The organism is Sulfurirhabdus autotrophica (genome assembly GCF_004346685.1).
Classification (GTDB): domain Bacteria; phylum Pseudomonadota; class Gammaproteobacteria; order Burkholderiales; family SMCO01; genus Sulfurirhabdus; species Sulfurirhabdus autotrophica.
The window spans coordinates 678,917-699,205 of sequence record NZ_SMCO01000001.1; the positions used below are offsets into that span (position 1 = coordinate 678,917).

The window sequence follows — 20,289 nt, forward strand, 5'->3', positions numbered from 1 at the left end:
CAAGATACTTAATAATATCATTCAGGATGTGAGACATGGCTGATCCAACGACCATTACCGCAATGACGAACACCACGGCTAATTCCTGCGTAGGTGTTCAGTGTGATTGCAACACTGCGTGGTCCATCGCGCAACAATGGAGTACCTTGCGTCTCTGTACCCCGACAGGTAAGTTTCAGGATAAACTGGTTAGTAATTATGCGGTACGTGCACGCCGCATTGCCGCTACCTATGCCCGCTTTTATTTGGAACTGGAAGACGGTTGCGATGTCACTAAAAAAGGCCGTTTTTACTGGATGGCGTTGGGGGCTTTTGCGAGCAAGACGGTGGCGTGTTCACTTGAAGACTTTCGTGTAACTTCAATCAAAAATGTTAAAGAAGGTTTGGGCAAAGGTAATTTGTGGTTATTCTGTGACATCAGTGGCTGGCATTGGTATTACACCAAACACCCTTCCCACTTTGACCAATGCCTCAGTAGCCGCAGTGCGGCCAATTATGTTCCGGCTGTGCAAAAACAAATGAACCAGCTTCCCTGGAAATCGGAGGCATTGCCCAAGATCAATAATATGCAGGTGTCGGGGTATATCAAGGATGGGTTTGCGTTTGTGAAGCAGATTGAGGAAGATACCGTGCTCAGTAAACGGCAAGACCACCAGCTCAAACATCTCCTCAAAATCGCCGACCACGAACAAGGTGTCATTCTACAACCGCTGATTTATGATGCCCCTGATTTTGCGAAATGGGTGGGAAGGCAACGTAGTCCCTGGGTGAATTGGGCAAGCCCCAAGCTGGAGCTGGTGTTTACCCATGCGTGCATTACAGATAATGCTGAACTCAAGTCTGTTGCGCCGGAGGATATCAAACTGGAAGAATTAAAAAGCCGCATGAATTGGATAGGAAAAGCAGCGGAACGTTTCCATTTTCTAATGAAAAAATATCCAGCCTTTATGGAAAATGAACTCCGCACCATCGCAATCTGGATGGACATGTCCGATAAATAATCAAGCAAAGGCGCAACCATATGTATCGCTTGCTATCCCTAATCTGTATCAGCCTGTTTATATTCACAGGCTGTCAACCAAACGCTAATAAGGAATCAAAACCCATGTCAAAGATCAGTATTAAAATCGGCGAGCAGGGAACTGCATTTGCCCAACGTTATCCTGCTTTGGTTAAAATCCAACATCAACCTGCTGGCGTGAATTTTTATGACGTAGATTGGAAACAGGCCACACCGGGATCTGTCACTATTGAGCATGGAAAATATTCGTTTGTAATTGAAAATGTAATGAGTGTTATGGCAGGGCAAGACTTAGGAGATGAGGCAAACGAAGGATTGACTGAATTTAGCATTAACGCGGGCATTACGGCCCCAGATCGCATCCCCCACGACGAAGCCCGATTGAAGATGTACGCCATTTTGCAGCAGATTGTACAGGCTGGGTGGCAAATGAATATCACCCGCAGCATGCCTCGCTTACGTGGCAAGGATGCTTTAGATTACCAACTTGTTGATGACTACACATCGCTGGACGCAAGTTATGTACCTACATTCGAAGAATGGATGAAAATAGATAGCCGCACTGACTGGCGCTTCTATGCAGACCATATTTTCCTAACAGTCAATTTCACCAGAGAGTCCTCGCTCACCGACCCTACCAAACCTGGTGCATATTTAATCAGCTTCAACCTCAAATCAGAAAACGAGTTCTATCGCGGCTATGTGGGTGGTGAACATCGTAAAGAATGGAAGGCTCGACTACCCGCCGAACTTGCCAAATTAGCCCCTCTGCGTGCCGCAGCAGAAGCCAAACTGCGTGCACAAGGGGTCAAGATAGACGAAACCTATCAGGATCCGCCATTGCCTGATTTAAGAAGTAATTAAACAACACCAAGCTTATTGTATGTGGCGGATTCAAGGATGAGCAGGATAATATCGACAAAAACAACCCCATTAACTCCATTGGAAATTCCTTAGTGTTCACACAAACGTTTTACAATGAAAACCGCCCATTTTCAAGAAAGGTAAAACGAGTACCTTTCTCGAATATAATCAAGGTCTTGATTAAAGATTAAACAATCAATCAGAACACCCCTTAATCTTACATAATCGGGCCAAACTGAGGCACTGAGTTACCACCATAAACTGCCAGTGTCGATTCCAAATTAAGAATACAAAATGTTTACACTTTTAAAAACGAGCTTTTTTTTACTTATATTATTGGCCGTTCAAATTGCCAGTGCAGCTTACATCGTCGTGGATACCGGGCATACACCACAGCATCCAGGTGCAATGGGTGCTAATGGTCGTGTTGAGTATTTATATAACTTGGATATGAGCAATGCTGTTGCCGAAGACTTAACTGCTGGTGGCGATCGCGTGTTACGGGTTTCTGCTGATGGCAAAGATATCAAGTTAACTGAGCGCGTTACTCTGGCGCCCGATGCTGATCTATTTGTGTCAATACATCATGACTCCATACTGCAAGAGTGGATTGATGCCGGTCGTCGGCGGGAGTTTTCAGGATTCGCCCTATTCGTTTCAGAGAAAAATGCGCATTTCGAGCAAAGTTTGAGTTGTGCCAAAATAATTGGGGCGCAACTGCTTGCCATTGGTGAAAAACCTTCGCTTTATCATGCCACGCCAATATCGGGTGAAAATCGACCGCTGATTGATAGTCATTTTGGCATTCACCGCTATGATGACCTCGTTGTGCTTAAAACAGCATCTATTCCAGCTGTTTTAATTGAAATCGGTGTCATCGCGAATCCTGATGAGGCACTTCGCCTGAATAAATCGAATGTACAACAGCAAATTGCCCATGCCATTTCAAAAGGCATTCATGATTGCCAAGTTCATAAATCAAACGATATTTAACAACACTTCATAACCCAAGGATAAATTGTAATGAGAAAAATTGGTCTTGCTTTAACTTTAACACTTCTGTCTGCAGGCGCCCATGCTGCGGGCTGTGCAACTCCGAAAACCGCTTTTGATCAGGTGTATTGTGCGGGCAATCTCTTCTCACAAGTTGATCACGATTTAAATGTTGCTTATGGCAAACTGAAGACACATCTTAACCCTGCTACTAAAGACACACTCAAGCGTGGACAACTGTCATGGATTAAAGAGCGTAACGATCAATGCAGTAAAGAAGATAGTACAGGTTTCTTTGTGAACCTTGATTGTGCAAATACCATGACCACGGATCGACTGTCCTTTTTAAAAGAAAGGGAACGTGAGTGCACCAGTACAGGATGTGTTGAATCCAAGATTGGGGGTCGTTGAAACATGAGGTTAGGAATTAAACGAAGTGTCGCCACTATAGTGGCTTCACGACAAGCCATTTAATCCTGACATCTACATTGATACGGACAATTGAATTGTCCGTATATTTTCTAAACGCTTTTTTTAATCAACCGTATGTAAATTCTACAACCCACAATAAAAAATGGGTAAGTAAGGTTACACTTCAGGGTTTTACCGCATTTGCCACTTGCACAGTCCATCTCACAATCTCATCCAGTGATGCGGAAGGTGCTCCCAGATGATCAGAATTGGCTTCGTAAAATTTCGTCAGTTTATTGGGGGGTAGCTTTTCAAACAAAGGAATATTGACCCGTCTTAGTGCTGGGTAATCATTTTTTGCCACGATCCATAAAATCGGGATATTCGAATTTGCTTCCTTTACAGAGCGTTTCAAGCTCATGGGGCCTTCAGGGTCAAACCAGTTCAGGTAATTGACTGGTGTTGTATTGATCGCATACTTACCTTTTTTACCTTCATAATCATAAAATCCGGTTTTCTCGTTTCCCTTCCCATCAGCTATTAATTTCCGGGCCTGGGCTACGTGTTCCCCAAGGTTTTCCTGAAACGTATTATTCCCAACGTCACCACCTGGTGCAATGGCTATCAATCCATCTACAATATGTTGCCTGGCAAGGTAAATAGTAAATACACCACCTTGACTATGCCCCGCAACAAAAACTGCCTTTGCACCCTTACTGCGTAAATCAGTCAAAGCTGATTCAACTTCCGCCTCTGCATGGCTGACATCTACATCATAATCCCGGCTACCAGACCAGGGCATTTCAATATTGGCAACGAGATAGCCCTTCCCTTTAAGATCATTTGCCAGATCTACCACGTGTTTGGTGGGGGCTCCGCCCTTGCCATGCATGATAACAATGCCCATTGCCGGGGTATCAGCAATTGCACTTAAGGAAATAAAACCAATCAACAGCAAACCTGCAATGATACATATTTTCATTTTTGCTTCCCCTGAGTAATTTTTTACGACCCATATTCAAAATCTGTTTTTATCTTTCTCTATAAGATGCTAATGGTGCAAAACAGATACAGCGTCCATTAACTCATTCCTGACCGCTTTGACCTGGTCCATTTTATCTATAAAGATATGTACCAGATTCGGGTCAAAGCTCTTTCCTGCCTCTTCCTGGAGGTATTCCACGGCATGCTCAACAGACCATGGCTCTTTGTAAGGACGACGTGTGGTGAGAGCGTCAAAAACATCGCTTATGGAAGCGATACGACCTTCTATGGGGATCGACTCCCCTTTGATCTGGCGTGGGTAACCCGTGCCGTTCCATTTTTCATGATGATGCAGTGCAATGCTGGCGGCCATCTGCAGCAACAATGAATCTGATGCGTATTCACCCAGCAATTCAAGGCCTTTGGTGGTATGGGAATCCATGATTTTCCGTTCAGATTCTATCAAACGCCCTTGTTTGAGCAAGATACCATCAGGAATGCCAATCTTGCCTACATCATGTAAAGGGGCGGCTCTTTCAATCATGAAACAGAGTTCAGGGGGAAGGCCAGCTCCTTCTGCTAGAATACGGCTATACTTTCCCACTCTTGCAACGTGCTTACCGGTTTCTCCATCACGCATTTCACCAGCTAATGCCAAAATATGAATCAGCATGTCATTTGCTTTGCTTAGCTCTTCGGTACGATGTTGCACCTGCAGCTCCAATTCCTTAGCATAGCGAGTCTGAATTTTCAGTGCATTATTCACGTTTAGCAGGTTACGAATTCTGAGAGCTACTTCAACTGGATCAAAAGGTTTGACCAGAAAATCGTTTGCACCTTCCTGCAAGGCGCGGTGGCGCATTTCTTTTTCCTGATGACCTGTGATGATGAGAATAGGAAAAGTATGATCTGGTATTTCCTGAGCAATAGCCTTTAGAACATCAAATCCGCTCATATAGGGCATTTCCAGGTCCAGTATCAGCAAATCAATGTCTCCACCTCGCTCATGAATGAATGGAAGTACCTTGCGTGGATCTGAAAACCCCTGAATATGCTTGACGCCTTCAACTTCGGCCAGCTTTGTCAGAATCATTACATTGGTAATATCATCATCGCAAAGTACGACTTGTGAATCAGTAAAATCGTTGATATCCATTTAATTGACATCGCCTCGTGATTTTATTAACTGATCTAAGTCTAGAGTAATCCGGCTAAAAGAAAACCAGTATTTGCATATGGTTTTCTATGAATTTTCAGGGAATATAAAGAACATGAAAAACAAATAAATACAGATTGTTACCATCATAATTCAGCATTAAGCATTCAGCAGACAAAAACTCAACTTCTTGCAGGTTCTATACTGGCATCCAGATTCAGATCGTCGCAATAAGCCATAAACCCCTCTCTTAGCCGGGCAATTGAATCACCCGCAGGTACACCCACAGTGATATGGACTGCAAACATGGGACTTCCAGTGTGAGGTGCCGGATAAGCTTCTGTTTCAAGTTCTTCAATATTAATACCATTGATCGAAAAAAACTGGGCAAGTTTATGTACGATACCGGGATGATCCAGTGCTACTACTTCTACGTTATAAGGGATAAATGCATCTCTTGCTGCTTTTTTATGCGTCCATTTATGAATCAGAGACAGTCCTAATGATTCTCCTGCAGAAGGTAACTGCTTTTCCAGCGCTGACAACGCTTCCTGCCCACCAGTTATCAGCATGATCAGGGCAAACTGCCCACCCAGCACACTCATACGGCTTTGTTCAATATTGCATCCGGCAGCGGTCACCTGTTGAGTCAGCTTTTCAACCAATCCAACGCGATCTTCTCCTGAAGCATTTATAACAAGACATTCTTTTTTTATTTGATTCATTGTCTACTCCAATTTAAAGTAAGTGCAGCAATTATCCAGTTACATTTCCAGCTTGAGGTTCAACCAGGCACTTCTGCCAGGTGGTTCATTATCAAAACGAAATTCAAAATAGTTGGCATCAGACAGGTTTTGCACTACCAAAGCCAATTCACCTTTGGTTTGCCCTACTCTGAACTGGTATCCCACACGCCCATCCCAGCGGCGATGGGTAGGAATAAAATACAGATCGCTGCCTTGCGGGCCACCACCGGTTTTTCGGAAATGTACCTCTCCTACCTGATAACCCATCAGGCTGGCTGACCAATGTGCGCTAAATTGATGAGTTAACATCATGCTCTGGGTATTGGTTGGTATAGAGTTAGTATAGGGAACTTTGTCTGTATCAGCGCTTTTCACAATTGCATGCGACCAGTTATAAATCAAACGGGTATGGTCAGTTACATTCCATTTTAATTGAGTCTCAAAACCACGTACTAGCGCCTTACCAGAGTTCAGATTACCACTTGCTACAGGCTGCTTCTCTTGCACAATCAAATCAGAATAATCATCCCTAAATAAGCGAAAATCCACATCAAGCGAGGAAAACTTCCCTAAATACCCAATATCCAGAGAACTAACGTGCTCTTGGGTCACGTCGGCCAACAATGGGTTTTTAGTTAAACGTTGACCTTCCATATAGGCTTTGTCTGAAACCGTAGGTGTGCGAGTTGCTCTGGATTTACTCAAACGAAGCGTATGATTTGGGTAAAAATGCCAATTAACCGTATATCTTGGGGTAATATCAGTCCCGGTAAAATTATTGTTTTCCAGCATTGCGCCCACATTAAACAACAAATCAGGCCTGGCGCGCCATTCTACATTACCAAACAATCTGGAAAGCTGATAAAGCCAGGTTCGGGTAGTATCAAGGTTATTTGCTTCACCCAACTCATACGGAGCATAAGTCGTATCTCGACGAACACTCCCCCCCCATACTATCCGAGTTGTCTTGCTGGGGATTAATGTATGTTGCACTTCAAGATCATAACGTTGTGCAACTACATCTCCATTCTTTGGGGCTGGCGAATTATCAGGGTTTGTATCCACTAATTTGGCATAGCTGCTTTCAACCAAATGATATAGTTGCACCGACAATTCACCACCATCTTCCATTGCTCTGCGCCAATGGAGTTGTTCGAAATGATTATCAGCCCTTTTATCCAGTGACATGACATCATGCACCTCGCCCTGTTCTCGGTATCCTCCGTTATAACCTAGCTGGAACTCCACTTCATCTATCGGACTGGCACGATAATCCGCACGAAAAGACAGCGTTTTAATTTTTTTGTCATCAAATTTATTCTTCGTCCAGATATATTCTGTTGTAGTAGGTCGTACCAGATTTTCATCTTCACCACTATCATTACGCAAACTTGCTGTTAGCCGGTAGGAAAGATCTCCGTCACTCCCACCATAGCGAGCAACCATTTCATCTCGGCTCCGACCTGTAGTTAAGGATAAAAATTTCCCTTTCGTCTCTGAAGAATGACGAGTGATGATATTAATTACCCCCAGAAAAGAATTGGCACCGTGAGTGACTGAATTTGCCCCTCTCGTAATTTCCACACGTTCAATATCATCCAGAACCAATGGCAAATCGCTCCAGATTACCCCCCCAAACAAAGGAGAATAAACCGTGCGTCCATCCACCAGTATCTGCATTCGGTTTGACATGGTTTCAACCAAAAGCCCGTGATAGGCAACAGTGCTATCTGTCGCATATGCACGAGTTGAATGGTAGCTGACAAACATACCTGGAACCAAACGGAACAATTCAGACAAATCCCACACACCTGACTGCTTGATCATTTCTCGATCTATGATGGTCATGGCTACCGGCGCTTCAGTAATTGGCTGAGATAGACGTGATGCTGTCAAAACTATAGGCACATCAGCTAAATACATGTCTTCTGATGGTAAAGCCGCTGTTGCAGCCATCGATGTTGTAACGTGATTTAACCCGATGCAAATCAATAGCAGACACGGCTTTGTAGATAGCCAGTTTTTCTTTTTTACCATTTAATATTTCTTTAAGAGACAGTGATTAAAACAACCTGTTGATATTATTATTTAATTTTTTTCACAGGCCAATCCGGCATTATAAGTTGAAATTTCATGCAAACTCAACCAACTGAATTTAAATGGCTTTTTTATTGCATTTACTCTCGAACACTACTACCTCAACGCTTTAATACTTAAATCCTGAACTGCCTACCCTGTCTGATTGCATCTGACAGGGTATCCAAAAAACAAAACCCCATCGATTTAGCGATGGGGTTTTAGTGTTTCTACGGCTACTTTATACAAAGCACCGTTTAGTTAAGGTTTTCTCCCAATTAATCATCATAGTCGTGACCATGCTTGTGCTTATGCTTGTAATGGCCTCTATGGCGACCATTGTCATGACGATCATAGTCGTCATCATTGACATAAACGACATCTCTTCTTGTTCTTTCATTTCTTTGGCCAGAAGTTGCCACTGCAGCACCCGTGGCACCACCAAGTCCACCACCGATAATTGCACCGTTACGACCACCAACTGCTGAGCCTATTGCCGCTCCTGCCGCACCTCCGAGTGCGCCACCGATGACAGCATCACCATTTATTCCACCAGCAACGGCAGGAACTGAAAGCGCTGAAGCCAGCAACAATCCAACCAGTCCTAATTTATTCATTTGAGTTCCTCAAAATACAGTGCGAAGTGATATTTGTGTAATATAACTTAATTAGCCATTCAAATTAATGAATATTTTGTCATTTTCCAAATGATCAGCCTGCTTTATTCCGCATAAAATCAGCAGTTTTCCAGAATGCCTGAACCAACTCTTTCTGCATTTGCTCATCCACGCCTTCATCTTTCATTGCCTGAGCCATACACGCCATCCATTGATCACGTTCAGACTCCCCTATTTCAAAAGGCATATGCCGGCGCCGTAACATGGGATGACCAAATTTTTCGACAAATAACTGCGGGCCACCCATCCAGCCGGATAAAAACATAAACAGCTTTTCCCGTGCTTCTGCAAGATCCTTTTGGTGAAGCTTACGTATCCCATAATAGTCAGGATCTTCATCCATCAAATCATAAAACCGGTTCACTACTCGGCGAACCACATCTTCCCCACCCAACCGACTGTAATGCGTTTCCATCTTGCCTTTCCACTTTCTAAATGACTGACTAAAATCAGATTATTGACTACTTGATTGGCTTTACCAAACTAGCAGCCAACTTGGCACGCTCACGCGCTTCTTCGGTATCTTTTCCATTTGCCAGTGCCACACCCATTCGGCGACGTTCAAATGCAACGGGCTTGCCAAACAATCTGATATCGCTTTGCGGTACACGTAATGCCTTATCCACACCTTCAAAAGTAATACCTTCTGCCTCCATGCCACCATAAATAACGGCACTGGCACCTGGCGCACGCATGGAAACATCCACCGGCAGCCCTAAAATTGCCCGGGCATGCAAATCAAATTCACTTTGAACCTGGCTTGCCATTGTTACCATACCAGTATCGTGAGGGCGTGGGCTGACCTCTGAGAACCACACTTGATCACCTTTAATAAACAATTCCACGCCAAAAATGCCACGTCCGCCCAAGTTATCGGTAACGGCTTTGGCTATTTCACGGGATTTGTGCAATGCGACTTCATTCATCACTTGCGGTTGCCAGCTTTCCACATAATCCCCTTTCACCTGCAAGTGGCCTATAGGTTCGCAGAAATATGTCTCCACCTGATTCTTTTCACCTATAGCGCGAACTGTGAGCTGAGTGATTTCATAATCAAAATCGATAAATCCTTCTACTATCACTTTTCCAAGCTCTACCCTACCTCCGCTGGCTGCATAATCCCAAGCTGCTTTCACATCATCGGGTCCATCAATTTTAGATTGGCCTTTTCCTGAGGATGACATGACTGGTTTGATCACACAGGGATAGCCGATACCACGATCAATAGCCGATTGCAGCGCTTCCAGACTTTCAGCAAAGGCATAGGGTGAAGTAGGCAACTGCAAAGTTTCAGCTGCAAGACGACGAATACCTTCCCGGTTCATGGTTAGCTGTGCAGCTCGTGCAGTGGGAATCACCTCTGCCAGACCAGCTCGCTCGATTTCCACCAGCATTTCCGTAGCAATGGCTTCAATTTCTGGCACCACTAAATGCGGTTTTTCTTGTTCAATCAGGGCTCTAAGTGCCTTACCATCAGCCATGTTAATGACGTGCGACCGATGCGCCACCTGATGACCGGGTGCGTTGGCGTAACGGTCAACCGCAATGACTTCCACACCCAACCGTTGCAGGGCAATGATGACTTCCTTACCCAATTCACCACTACCCAGGAGCATGACACGCGTTGCCGAGGGGCTAAGAGGGGTACCGATTTTCATTACGCTCTCCAACACCAAAAGCTGAAAATCTTATCATATCGTCAAAATTAAGCAGAATTTTTCATTAGATTCCAGCCTCGCCACGCAGGTCAATTTGAATTTAGCAAATTGATTATGTTGAAAACTTAGAATTTAAAGCGGTTTAAATTGACGAGTTTGAGATGTGCTAGCTAACCCGCTTCTATTTTGGAAGCACTGCACCCGGTGAACCAACTGTTCCGAACCAAAAAGCCTCATCCTTCTCAAGAAATTCCTCCGCAGTCATATAGTGAGAGCCATCACAGGAAAATGTTAGCCCCACCATGCCATTGATCACATTCAACGACCCTGAGCGCAGATATATATTTTCATCTGCATCTCTTAACAGTTTGAAACGCTCAAAAACAGGCCTCACCAATTCTGGCAAAACAATTGCCTGCGGGGAGTATCCCCGGTTTGGATATGCCAGACAAACGGCAGGGTCGATAATCTCATCCAGCACATGCAGTCGATAACGATAAGGATCATCAGTCAGCCAGAGTGTTGCGCGAGAACTGGAGAAATGCAGCTTGCCATGAAATACGCCACGCTCACAGATGAGTTCGTCCATGATTGCTATCACATCGTCCATCTGATCGTCCATAGCGCTCTTAGCACGTTCTTGCATAAACAGAGTGCCACGAATTGCCGGATCACCTTTCATCTGACGCCAACTACTTTGCTTGGCAGCCGGCTCTTCCAGCAACGGTAAATCCCGCAAATAAAAATCCGCAGCTACAAACCCCAGCATAGTGCCATTTTTCGAGACTGGTTGAACCGCAGTGATACATGCGCCACCACCAAGCTGACTGATATAAACCTCAGAAAGCAGCACCCCTGTTCGGGGAACAGCATTGGCAAAAAAAGGGCGCAAGGAGAGATCTTGACCGCGTTTTTCAGAATCAATAGATAGCGTTGAAATGTTAGAGCTTACTTGTATACCCTCTGTATTAAGCGCATAGAGCACTTGGCAAAGAGGAATTTGCGACAAACTCTGATTCAACACCCGATCCAGCGCATCCATATCACTCCATACGACTGAAGCGTTATGCGCCACCTCATTCAAAGGCCGCTGCAGAAATTGGGATAACCCTTGCCTTTGGTGCTCCACTGTTTTTTTAAGCCAAGTCATAACCCTAGTACCAAGCAAGATTCATGCTTATTCATTCAATAAAAAGAAGAAATTAATAATTTATTAATATTCATACGCTTAAAAGTTCCTGCAGATAATATCAACTTTAAAGCACAACCATTTTAGGCACTTGAACAGTGCATTCAACCATTAATAGCACTACGAATGGTCAAAAGTGGAGGTTGATTCAAGGTTTTCCTTATTCCGAGCCATCCAGCAAATGCGATACCCACCCCGCCAAGCACGATACCTGCAACCCAAATCCATGGATTAAAGTGAAATGGTAAATTTAATATGCGGGTGCTCAACACGTAACTTGCTCCACTCGCACCCAACGCAGCAACAAATCCGGACAGCACCCCAATAGAAACAAACTCTGTTAATTGTGCTGCCAATAATTGACGTCGGCTTGCACCCAATGTTCTCATCACTGCATTCTCAAAAATTCGTTCATCCTGCGTGGCTGAAATTGCCGCATACAGTACCATCAACCCAGCTAACAACGTAAATAAGAATACAAATTCTACTGCACTCGCCACGCGCTCCATAATGCTGCGTACTTGCGTCATCACTGCCGCCACATCAATCACCGTAAAGTTAGGAAACCTTTTAACCATCTGGTTAAGTAGAATGCCATCGCTTTCAGGCCAGTAAAAGCTCGTAATATAGCTTGCTGGTGAATCATTCAACAAACCTGAAGGCGCCACGACAAAAAAATTCACATTGAACGAATCCCAATTCACTTTACGTAAATTACTCACTTTGGCCGTTATCCGGCTTCCTGCCACATCGTATGTCAATTCGTCACCAAGTTGTATACCCAGTGTCTTGGCAATACCCTCTTCTACCGAGAGCAAAGCTTTGCCTTTATCACTTGCCTGCCACCAACGCCCTGCAACAACTTTATTGTCAGTTTGAAGTTGATCAGACCAGGATAGATTAAACTCCCTTTCAACCAGTCTTCGCGCTCGATCATCCGGGAATGCGGCAACCGATATTTTCTTGCCGTTAATCGACACTAGTCGTCCACGCACCATCGGTAATATTTGGGGGACACTAACCCGTGCAGACTTAAAAAACTGCTGCATAGGGATAATTTGATCTGGCTGTATATTGATTACAAACCGGTTAGGCGCTTCAGGAGGCAAGGTGGTTTGCCAACTGGTCATCAAATCACTGCGTACTAAAGTAAGCAATAACAAAGCTGTCATACCTAGTCCAAATGCCACCACTTGAGCCACGCTTCCTATTCCGCGTCTACTGACATTTGCAAGACCATAAAACCAGGAGGAACCGGCATACTTGCGCAATTTTGTAATACCCAGAATCAGTCCCCAGGTTAGTAGGGCAGCCAGTATCATGGCCATAGCCAATCCTGCAAAAGCATACACACCCAAAGTGACATCGCCTGCTTTCCATATCAGCAAACCACCAACTGCCATCAAACCCAGACCATAGCTTGCAAGACTGGAATACTCTGGCGCACCCAATTCCCTGCGCAAGACTCTGAGAGTAGGTACCTTTCTGAGTTGCAACAAAGGAGGCAGACTGAATGCCAGCAACAATACCAAGCCCGTGAGTACCCCTTCCGCAACTGGAAACAATGTGGGTTGTGGCAATTCTCCTGGCACAACAGAACTTAACCAATGAGCCAAAACTGTCTGGGCCAGATAGCCGAATAGACTACCGATCAAGCTTGCTGCTATTCCTAACCACAAAAATTGATAAAAATTCAATTTAAAAATCAAGGATTGACTCGCCCCCACACACCTCATGACGGCACATCCATCCAGATGACGCCGCATAAACCGGCGTGAAGCAACCGCTACAGCTACCGCTGCGAGCACAACACTGACCAGAGAAGCCAGCCCTAAATACTTCTGGGCGCGCTCAAGGGCAGCACGAATTTCAGGCCGGGCATCCTGCACGCCTTCCAGCTTTTCACCCCTGGCAATATGCTGCTCTGCCCAAGCACGATATTTTTCAACGGCAAGGGCGTCACCTGCTATAAGCAGTCGATAATTAGCCCGGCTACCCGGTTGAATCAATCCTGTTTTGGCCAGATCATCCAGATTCATCATCAACCGGGGGGCGATACTGAAAAAATCACCTGACCGATCCGGCTCTTGAGTGAGAACAGCAGATACAGTCAGGCTTAGCCCACCCAACTCAATTTTATCCCCCGTCTGCAAACCCAACTGCGTCAAAAGACGAGGCTCGGCCCAAACATTCCCTTTTTTTGGGCCTTCATTTACTGCCACACCTGCTGCATATAATTGACTACCTGCCTTCAATTTTCCACGCAATGGGTAACCAGGGCTTACCGCTTTAATTTCAGCGAGCTGGCTTGCTTCCTGGTTTAACACCATGCTTGGAAACAAGACAAAACTCGCCACTTTCAACCCTGAAGAAATGGCTTGAACAGAAAATTCAGTACGAATTGGATGGTCTGATGCAATAATCAAATCAGCACCCAATAACTGATTGGCCTGCCTGCTTAAAACTTGCTGCACCCGGTCAGTAAAAAAACCGACTGTTGTGACGCTGGCTACAGCAATAATGACCGCGAGCAATAACACATTCAACTCGCCAACTCGCCACTCCCGCAGAAGAAATCGCAGGGATAATTTAATCGTGTTCATGCTTTTTCAACAATACACCAATGTTGCGATCATCAGCATTACCTTCCATGATAAATTTACCCGATGCCAACTTGATACGGCGATCACACCTCCCTGCCAGGGCTTCATCATGCGTTACCATCATTAATGTAGTGCGTTGTTCACGATTTAATTCAAACATCAGGTCAATAACTTTGGCACCTGTATCTGTGTCCAGATTGCCTGTCGGTTCATCTGCAAGCAATAAGGCCGGTTGCGTAACAAAAGCTCGCGCAATCGCCACACGCTGCTGCTCACCACCTGAAAGCTGCTTGGGGTAATGCCCCACTCTGTCTGATAACGCCACCCGGTCAAGTATATTCAGCGCCTTATCTCGCGCATTCCTTGTGCCCGACAATTCAAGGGGCAGCATGACATTTTCTAATGCGGTCAAAGCAGGCAACAATTGAAAAGACTGAAATACAAAGCCCAGCATTTCACCTCGCAGGGCTGCCCGACCATCTTCATCAAGTGAAAAAAGTTCCTGACTATTGATAAAAACCTCTCCGGAACTTGGTGTATCTAAACCAGCGAGCAACCCCAGCAAGGTTGATTTACCTGAACCGGAAGCGCCAACAATTGCTACCGATTCGCCCTGTGATACTTTAAGATTGATATCATGCAAGATAATTAACGGCTTACCTTCACTCATTACTTGCTTGGTCAAGCCGTTAGCTTGAACTATTGGACCCGAGAAAATATCTGACATGCTTACACGATTCCTCTTCATTTTTGCGTTACTTTTCGCCACACCCATCCATGCAGCTCAAACCATACTGGTATTTGGAGACAGCCTTTCAGCCGGCTACGGTTTGCCTCAAAACACTGGCTGGGTGAGCCTGCTGGAGCAAAAACTGAAACTAAATAAATTAAATTACAAAGTGGTTAACACCAGTATTAGCGGAGAAACGACAACAGGCGGGCTATACCGCATAGAAAAAACACTGGCCCTGCATAAACCTAAAATCGCCATTATCGAACTCGGTGCAAATGACGGATTACGCGGCTTGTCACTCCAGGCAACAAAAAACAATCTTGAAGGTATCCTGCGAGCATGTAAGCAACAAAAGGCTGACATTCTGATTATCGGTATGCGACTCCCTCCCAATTATGGCAGGGCTTATGCTGAAAAGTTCCACAATATTTTTCTGGAAGTAGCTCAGCATAGCAAATCCTCCCTTGTTCCTTTCTTGCTGGACGGTTTTGCAGATCATCGTGAATTATTTCAGTCGGATGGATTGCATCCCACTGTTGAGGCACAACAACTTATTCTGAATAATGTTTGGAGAAAACTGCAGCCTATGTTGGCAGAATAATTCTAAAGGCGGCTCCACCCAATGGGCTTTCATATACATCAACACTGCCATTATGCAGCTCAATAAATGCCCTGACCAGCGCCAAGCCAAGACCAGAACCAGACAACGTCCGGCTTGGATCGATTCGCGAAAACCGTTCAAATATCTTTTCACGCATCTCGGGTGGAATGCCGGGGCCGTTATCTTCCAGCACAATTTCAACAATATTATCTTTCTGGGATGCACGCAACTGTAACGTACCCCCTTCTGGGACATATTTTAATGCGTTATCAAACAAATTTGATAACGCTTGCGCAATCAACTGCCGATCAACACGAAGGTGAATATCAGATGCAATTTCACTTTTCAATTCCAGGCCATGTTCTTCTGCACTGGGTGCGTACAACTCTACCATTTCACCCAGGAATGCCGTGATATCCACTTCCTTGCGCTTGATCCGCATGCCGCCAGCTTCTGCCTGCCCCAAGGACAATAATGAATTAAAAATAGTTTGCATATTTTCCAATTCTTCCAGCACCCGTTCCAGCGTGGCATGATCAATTTCCGGGTCCTGCTGCCTTAAAGCGACTTCCACATCTGCCCGCAAACGCGTTAGCGGGGTGCGTAAATCATGGGCAATATTGTCGCTCACCTGGCGAATACCTTGAACCAGCCGATCTATTCGCTCTAACATCGCATTGACGTTAATTGCCAGACTGGCAAATTCATCGTTACCCGCAACAGGCATACGGCTGGACAAATCACCGGATTTCACAATTTGCTTTGCTAACTGGTTGAATGACTCTATACGACCATGAAACCGTTGGGTCAGCCAAAAACCTACTGCTGCACCTAGCAAAACAATCAGAATTTCAGTTTTAACAAACGTCAACCATAATTCTTGTTTAAGCTGCTGCAACTGACGGGTGCCAATAGCGACAAACATATTTAATTTATCGGAAAGCGGAAAGGCAATTACTCGCGCGTCGGTTTTGTCTTTTTCGTTCCCAAGCCCACCTAATGTAATTTCCTTAATGCCTTTGAAAGGCTTCATTTCTGGCAAAAAAAGACCGCCGATTTCGAACAAAGTCTTTCCTTTTGCATCGACAACGCGATAAGCCCGGTCTTCTTTACCCTTACTGGAAATCTCATTATCAACAGCTTGAACCATGCCACGATAGCCAGAATCATGCTGTTTGAGCAACATGAGTGTCTGCTGATCTTTCAGCGCACGATCAATCTGCAACGTGAGCGTGGCTGACAACTGGTAATTGAGATACCCAAAAATCAGCAAAGAGCCGAAAATATAGAGCGAAAGAAACCCGATGGTTAACTTAACCGGGGTAGACAAAGAAAAAAAGTTCACTTGACCGATCTAATCACATATCCCGCACCGCGTACTGTATGCAGCAAAGGTGGCGAATAATATTTATCGATCTTGAAGCGCAAACGGCTGATATGTACATCCACTACATTCGTTTGCGGATCAAAAAACAGATCCCACACGTTTTCCAGCAACATGGTTCGAGTGACCACTTGATCGGTGTGCCGTACTAAATACTCTAGCAGCCTGAATTCTCGAGGCTTGAGAAAAATTTCCTGACCTGCACGGGTAACGGTACGTTTAAGCAAATCCAGTTTGAGATCAGCCAACTCAAGCTCAGTTTCAGGTGAGGCTTCTGCAGACATTGACCGACGCAACAAAGCTTCTATCCGTGCCTGAAGTTCTGAAAACGCATAAGGCTTAACGAGATAATCATCACCTCCTGCACGCAATCCCTCCACGCGGTCGTCCACATCACTCTTGGCACTCAAAATTAGCGCGGGCGTTTGCCGGCCTTCTGCACGCAGCATTTTCAGCATGGAAAGGCCGTCCAGCTTTGGCATCATGATATCAATGACCCAGAGGTCGTAAGTGTTGGCTCGTGCCATTTCGAGCCCTTGCTCACCATCCAGTGCCACATCAACTTCATAGCCAAATCCTAGCAGCCCTTTCTTTAAGGAATCCGCTGCCGCTGCATCATCTTCTACAATCAGGAACTTCATAAACTTCCCCCATACCCCTATGTTGTATTGTCGAATGTTATCCGAAGCCTAGAGATTTAATATTAAAACTATTTAATTAGGATTAAATAAATCAGCAAATTATAATTTGCAATATTAGCTAGTTATACTAGCATTGATGTATAACTTACCGGAGGAAGCAAATGAACAACAAACCTTCTCTTGCCGGCTATGTAGTTGAGTTTATTCCTTTTGAACGCAGGCTCGCTCCAAGAAGAACCCCCGTAGAAAATGCTGTTTCTGAACTGAAAGGTGAGCGCAGAAGAACATTTGGACGACGGGGTGATGACCTTGTTGAATCTAAAGCTACGAAACCTGCAAACCTTTCACACTGATTCAGTTTTTCCAAAACATTTAAAGTGGCATGGTTCAAACCATGCCAGTGGTTAGAATACGCTAATTTCACTCTCACCGAATTTTAGCTTCCCAACGATTGTTGCGTATTCAAAACCTTGCTTGTGAAACAATTCCAGCACACTATCAGCCGCTTCTGGCGAACATGAAACCAGTAATCCCCCACTGGTCTGAGGATCACACAGCACATTTTTTTGCCATTCTGGCATGTTTTCAGGTAAAACCACATTATCACCGTAACTTGCCCAATTTCGGCTAGCTGCACCGGGTGCGTATCCTTTTTTTGCAAGCTCTAACGCTACAGGCAGTATAGGCAGTTTAGCAAACTCGATCTCAGCCGATAACCTGGAACCACGACAAATTTCCAGTAAATGTCCCAACAAAGCAAATCCGGTAACATCTGTCAGGGCATGCACTCCCGGCATATCCACCAAAACGGAGCCAGGTGTATTAAGTTGCGTCGTACTGGCCACCATCTGCTGATACCCTTCATCAGATAGTTCACCTTTTTTCAAAGCCGCACTCATGATCCCGATCCCGATTCCTTTCCCGAGTATCAAAACATCGCCAGCTTTGGCTGCATCATTTCGCTTAACTTTGTCAGGATGCACTATTCCCAACGCAACCAAACCGTAAATCGGTTCAGGTGAGTCTATGGAATGACCTCCTGCGATAGGAATCCCCACAGAAGCGCAAACCGACTCTCCCCCTGCCAGTATTCCCTGAATGGTTTCTATTGGCAGTTTATCAATGGGCATACCGACAATTGCCAAGGCAAAAATCGGCTGCGCACCCATAGCGTATATATCCGAAATAGCATTTGTTGCTGCGATTCGACCAAAATCGAATGGATCATCAACAATGGGCATGAAAAAATCGGTTGTGGCGACGATAGCCTGATAATCATTCAAGCGATATACTGCTGCATCATCGCTAGATTCTGTCCCTACCAATAAATTGGGGTTTGGAAGTCTCACTGGGGATTTAGCAAGAATTTCGCTCAAAATGGCGGGAGCAATCTTACAACCACACCCTCCGCCATGAGAAAACTGTGTCAATTTGACATCCATATTATAATCTTTCTGTTCCATGTATTTTTAAGGCCTGATTTTTGATGCAATCCAATGGTATCACCGTATCACAATTGTCTGAATTTGACGAGATCATTGACGTTCGCTCTCCTTCAGAGTTCCGAGAGGATCACATTCCAGGTGCGATTAATTTTCCAGTACTGAATGATGAAGAACGCGCACGGGTTGGGACTATCTACAAGCAGGTCTCTACTTTTGATGCTAAAAAAGTAGGGGCTGCTCTGGTATCCCGCAACATAGCCGACCATATTGACGAACATTTTTGCAATAAGCCTAAAAACTGGCGTCCACTGATATATTGCTGGCGTGGTGGTAGCCGTAGCGGCGCTATGGTGCATATTTTAAACAAAATCGGCTGGCGCGCAGGGCAATTGGAAGGGGGATACAAAAGTTACCGTCGCAGCGTTCTGGAAGAGTTGGAAATATTACCGGCAAAATTTCAATATCGGGTGGTGTGTGGTTTAACTGGATCCGGCAAAAGTCGCTTGCTCCAAGCCATTGAAAAACTCGGTGCACAAGTGCTAGATCTGGAAGGCTTGGCTTTGCACCGTGGTTCGGTGTTGGGAAACTGGCCAGAAACAGATCAACCTCCACAAAAATTATTTGATAGTTCAGTATGGTGGAAATTACGTCACTTCGACCCGGCACGCCCTGTCTACTTGGAAGCTGAAAGCAAGAAGGTAGGCAATATACGTGTGCCAGAAGCCCTCATTCAGGCTATGTGGCAAGGGCAGTGTATTCGCCTGGAAGTCAGCCGGGAATTGCGTATTACACTCTTGAAAGAAGAGTATGCGCATTATCTGGAAAATCCGGAATCATTGAACAAAAAACTGGATTTTTTGACCAGTATTTACGGGCATGATCAGATCGAAAAATGGAAACAGCTGGTACAAGATGGACATTGGGATAGTCTGGTCATGGCGCTTTTAGAAAGACATTACGATCCCTCTTATAGTCGTTCCATGCTGAAACACTACCCTCATTTTGATCAGGGAATCCTGCTGAATGTCACTCAAATTGACGAATCGGGCATGCTTGCCTTGGCTCGGCAAGCTTTATAAATATACTTGTTCATAAACAATACGATAA

20 protein-coding genes are annotated in these 20,289 nt (G+C 44.9%); 7 read left to right on the top strand and 13 right to left on the bottom strand.

Translation table 11 applies throughout. From position 1 onward, the window contains the following. Window positions 1-35: 35 nt before the first annotated feature. From EDC63_RS03250 to EDC63_RS03265, 4 genes are all read left to right on the top strand, one after another. Window positions 36-1,001, top strand: coding sequence for a DUF2515 family protein (locus tag EDC63_RS03250; RefSeq protein WP_124947415.1), 966 nt, complete (start codon window positions 36-38; stop codon window positions 999-1,001). Between the two features lie 104 nt (window positions 1,002-1,105). Further along, the gene (locus EDC63_RS03255) at window positions 1,106-1,885 is read left to right on the top strand and encodes a hypothetical protein (RefSeq protein ID WP_124947414.1); all 780 of its coding nucleotides are present in this window, start codon (window positions 1,106-1,108) and stop codon (window positions 1,883-1,885) included. Window positions 1,886-2,179: 294 nt separating this feature from the next. After that, complete coding sequence (locus tag EDC63_RS03260) at window positions 2,180-2,878, top strand: N-acetylmuramoyl-L-alanine amidase family protein (protein ID WP_124947413.1); 699 nt, start codon at window positions 2,180-2,182, stop codon at window positions 2,876-2,878. A 30-nt stretch (window positions 2,879-2,908) separates the two neighbouring features. Continuing rightward, window positions 2,909-3,289, top strand: coding sequence for a lysozyme inhibitor LprI family protein (locus tag EDC63_RS03265; protein WP_124947412.1), 381 nt, complete (start codon window positions 2,909-2,911; stop codon window positions 3,287-3,289). A 184-nt stretch (window positions 3,290-3,473) separates the two neighbouring features. Here EDC63_RS03265 and EDC63_RS03270 read toward each other — a convergent pair whose 3' ends face one another. From EDC63_RS03270 to EDC63_RS03315, 10 genes are all read right to left on the bottom strand, one after another. After that, window positions 3,474-4,271 carry an alpha/beta hydrolase gene (locus EDC63_RS03270; RefSeq protein ID WP_124947411.1) on the bottom strand — a complete coding sequence of 266 codons (798 nt, stop codon included), beginning with the start codon at window positions 4,269-4,271 and terminating at the stop codon, window positions 3,474-3,476. A 69-nt stretch (window positions 4,272-4,340) separates the two neighbouring features. Then, window positions 4,341-5,429 carry an HD domain-containing phosphohydrolase gene (locus tag EDC63_RS03275; protein ID WP_223248387.1) on the bottom strand — a complete coding sequence of 363 codons (1,089 nt, stop codon included), beginning with the start codon at window positions 5,427-5,429 and terminating at the stop codon, window positions 4,341-4,343. Between the two features lie 182 nt (window positions 5,430-5,611). After that, window positions 5,612-6,154, bottom strand: coding sequence for a glycine cleavage system protein R (locus EDC63_RS03280; protein ID WP_124947410.1), 543 nt, complete (start codon window positions 6,152-6,154; stop codon window positions 5,612-5,614). Between the two features lie 39 nt (window positions 6,155-6,193). After that, entirely contained in the window at window positions 6,194-8,212 is a 2,019-nt protein-coding gene (locus EDC63_RS03285; protein ID WP_223248386.1) for a TonB-dependent receptor plug domain-containing protein, read from the bottom strand. A 317-nt stretch (window positions 8,213-8,529) separates the two neighbouring features. Further along, window positions 8,530-8,868: a glycine zipper domain-containing protein gene (locus EDC63_RS03290; protein ID WP_124947409.1), complete on the bottom strand. Its 339-nt coding sequence runs from the start codon at window positions 8,866-8,868 to the stop codon at window positions 8,530-8,532. Between the two features lie 94 nt (window positions 8,869-8,962). Beyond that, entirely contained in the window at window positions 8,963-9,343 is a 381-nt protein-coding gene (locus EDC63_RS03295) for a group II truncated hemoglobin (protein WP_124947408.1), read from the bottom strand. A 46-nt stretch (window positions 9,344-9,389) separates the two neighbouring features. After that, a complete protein-coding gene (purT, locus tag EDC63_RS03300; protein WP_124947407.1) occupies window positions 9,390-10,586 on the bottom strand; it encodes a formate-dependent phosphoribosylglycinamide formyltransferase in 1,197 nt (398 codons plus the stop codon). 181 nt (window positions 10,587-10,767) lie between these two features. Beyond that, window positions 10,768-11,736 carry a PDC sensor domain-containing protein gene (locus EDC63_RS03305; protein ID WP_124947406.1) on the bottom strand — a complete coding sequence of 323 codons (969 nt, stop codon included), beginning with the start codon at window positions 11,734-11,736 and terminating at the stop codon, window positions 10,768-10,770. A gap of 143 nt (window positions 11,737-11,879) precedes the next feature. Next, window positions 11,880-14,378 (bottom strand): ABC transporter permease, encoded by a 2,499-nt coding sequence (locus EDC63_RS03310; RefSeq protein WP_124947405.1) that lies wholly within the window; start codon window positions 14,376-14,378, stop codon window positions 11,880-11,882. After that, on the bottom strand, window positions 14,365-15,105 hold the full coding sequence (locus tag EDC63_RS03315) for an ABC transporter ATP-binding protein (RefSeq protein WP_124947404.1): 741 nt from the start codon (window positions 15,103-15,105) through the stop codon (window positions 14,365-14,367). The genes EDC63_RS03310 and EDC63_RS03315 overlap by 14 nt, the downstream gene beginning before the upstream one ends. On the opposite strand from EDC63_RS03315, the gene EDC63_RS03320 reads away from it, so the two are divergent. Then, on the top strand, window positions 15,104-15,712 hold the full coding sequence (locus tag EDC63_RS03320) for an arylesterase (RefSeq protein ID WP_124947403.1): 609 nt from the start codon (window positions 15,104-15,106) through the stop codon (window positions 15,710-15,712). The two genes, EDC63_RS03315 and EDC63_RS03320, sit on opposite strands and share 2 nt — an antisense overlap. Here the strand turns inward: EDC63_RS03320 and EDC63_RS03325 are convergent. Further along, window positions 15,696-17,057 carry a sensor histidine kinase gene (locus EDC63_RS03325; RefSeq protein WP_124947402.1) on the bottom strand — a complete coding sequence of 454 codons (1,362 nt, stop codon included), beginning with the start codon at window positions 17,055-17,057 and terminating at the stop codon, window positions 15,696-15,698. The genes EDC63_RS03320 and EDC63_RS03325 overlap by 17 nt on opposite strands. Then, window positions 17,054-17,737, bottom strand: a complete 684-nt coding sequence (locus EDC63_RS03330) for a response regulator transcription factor (protein WP_124947401.1) — start codon at window positions 17,735-17,737, stop codon at window positions 17,054-17,056. Before EDC63_RS03330 ends, EDC63_RS03325 begins: the two co-directional genes overlap by 4 nt. Window positions 17,738-17,898: 161 nt before the next feature. On the opposite strand from EDC63_RS03330, the gene EDC63_RS03335 reads away from it, so the two are divergent. Continuing rightward, window positions 17,899-18,090, top strand: a complete 192-nt coding sequence (locus EDC63_RS03335; RefSeq protein ID WP_124947400.1) for a hypothetical protein — start codon at window positions 17,899-17,901, stop codon at window positions 18,088-18,090. Between the two features lie 51 nt (window positions 18,091-18,141). Here the strand turns inward: EDC63_RS03335 and selD are convergent, their stop codons facing one another. Then, the gene (gene selD / locus EDC63_RS03340; protein ID WP_223248385.1) at window positions 18,142-19,200 is read right to left on the bottom strand and encodes a selenide, water dikinase SelD; all 1,059 of its coding nucleotides are present in this window, start codon (window positions 19,198-19,200) and stop codon (window positions 18,142-18,144) included. Window positions 19,201-19,223: 23 nt separating this feature from the next. On the opposite strand from selD, the gene mnmH reads away from it, so the two are divergent. Next, on the top strand, window positions 19,224-20,261 hold the full coding sequence (mnmH, locus tag EDC63_RS03345) for a tRNA 2-selenouridine(34) synthase MnmH (RefSeq protein ID WP_124947985.1): 1,038 nt from the start codon (window positions 19,224-19,226) through the stop codon (window positions 20,259-20,261). The last annotated feature ends 28 nt before the right edge of the window (window positions 20,262-20,289 follow it).

Coding starts and splice junctions, on each gene's coding strand:
- EDC63_RS03335 (WP_124947400.1), top strand. CDS start 17,899: ATGAACAACAAACCTTCTCTTGCCGGCTATGTAGTTGAGTTTATTCCT.
- EDC63_RS03295 (WP_124947408.1), bottom strand. CDS start 9,343: ATGGAAACGCATTACAGTCGGTTGGGTGGGGAAGATGTGGTTCGCCGA.
- EDC63_RS03315 (WP_124947404.1), bottom strand. CDS start 15,105: ATGTCAGATATTTTCTCGGGTCCAATAGTTCAAGCTAACGGCTTGACC.
- EDC63_RS03275 (WP_223248387.1), bottom strand. CDS start 5,429: ATGGATATCAACGATTTTACTGATTCACAAGTCGTACTTTGCGATGAT.
- EDC63_RS03330 (WP_124947401.1), bottom strand. CDS start 17,737: ATGAAGTTCCTGATTGTAGAAGATGATGCAGCGGCAGCGGATTCCTTA.
- EDC63_RS03310 (WP_124947405.1), bottom strand. CDS start 14,378: ATGAACACGATTAAATTATCCCTGCGATTTCTTCTGCGGGAGTGGCGA.
- EDC63_RS03270 (WP_124947411.1), bottom strand. CDS start 4,271: ATGAAAATATGTATCATTGCAGGTTTGCTGTTGATTGGTTTTATTTCC.
- selD (WP_223248385.1), bottom strand. CDS start 19,200: ATGGAACAGAAAGATTATAATATGGATGTCAAATTGACACAGTTTTCT.
- EDC63_RS03285 (WP_223248386.1), bottom strand. CDS start 8,212: ATGGTAAAAAAGAAAAACTGGCTATCTACAAAGCCGTGTCTGCTATTG.
- EDC63_RS03255 (WP_124947414.1), top strand. CDS start 1,106: ATGTCAAAGATCAGTATTAAAATCGGCGAGCAGGGAACTGCATTTGCC.
- EDC63_RS03280 (WP_124947410.1), bottom strand. CDS start 6,154: ATGAATCAAATAAAAAAAGAATGTCTTGTTATAAATGCTTCAGGAGAA.
- EDC63_RS03265 (WP_124947412.1), top strand. CDS start 2,909: ATGAGAAAAATTGGTCTTGCTTTAACTTTAACACTTCTGTCTGCAGGC.
- mnmH (WP_124947985.1), top strand. CDS start 19,224: ATGCAATCCAATGGTATCACCGTATCACAATTGTCTGAATTTGACGAG.
- EDC63_RS03250 (WP_124947415.1), top strand. CDS start 36: ATGGCTGATCCAACGACCATTACCGCAATGACGAACACCACGGCTAAT.
- EDC63_RS03320 (WP_124947403.1), top strand. CDS start 15,104: ATGCTTACACGATTCCTCTTCATTTTTGCGTTACTTTTCGCCACACCC.
- EDC63_RS03305 (WP_124947406.1), bottom strand. CDS start 11,736: ATGACTTGGCTTAAAAAAACAGTGGAGCACCAAAGGCAAGGGTTATCC.
- purT (WP_124947407.1), bottom strand. CDS start 10,586: ATGAAAATCGGTACCCCTCTTAGCCCCTCGGCAACGCGTGTCATGCTC.
- EDC63_RS03260 (WP_124947413.1), top strand. CDS start 2,180: ATGTTTACACTTTTAAAAACGAGCTTTTTTTTACTTATATTATTGGCC.
- EDC63_RS03290 (WP_124947409.1), bottom strand. CDS start 8,868: ATGAATAAATTAGGACTGGTTGGATTGTTGCTGGCTTCAGCGCTTTCA.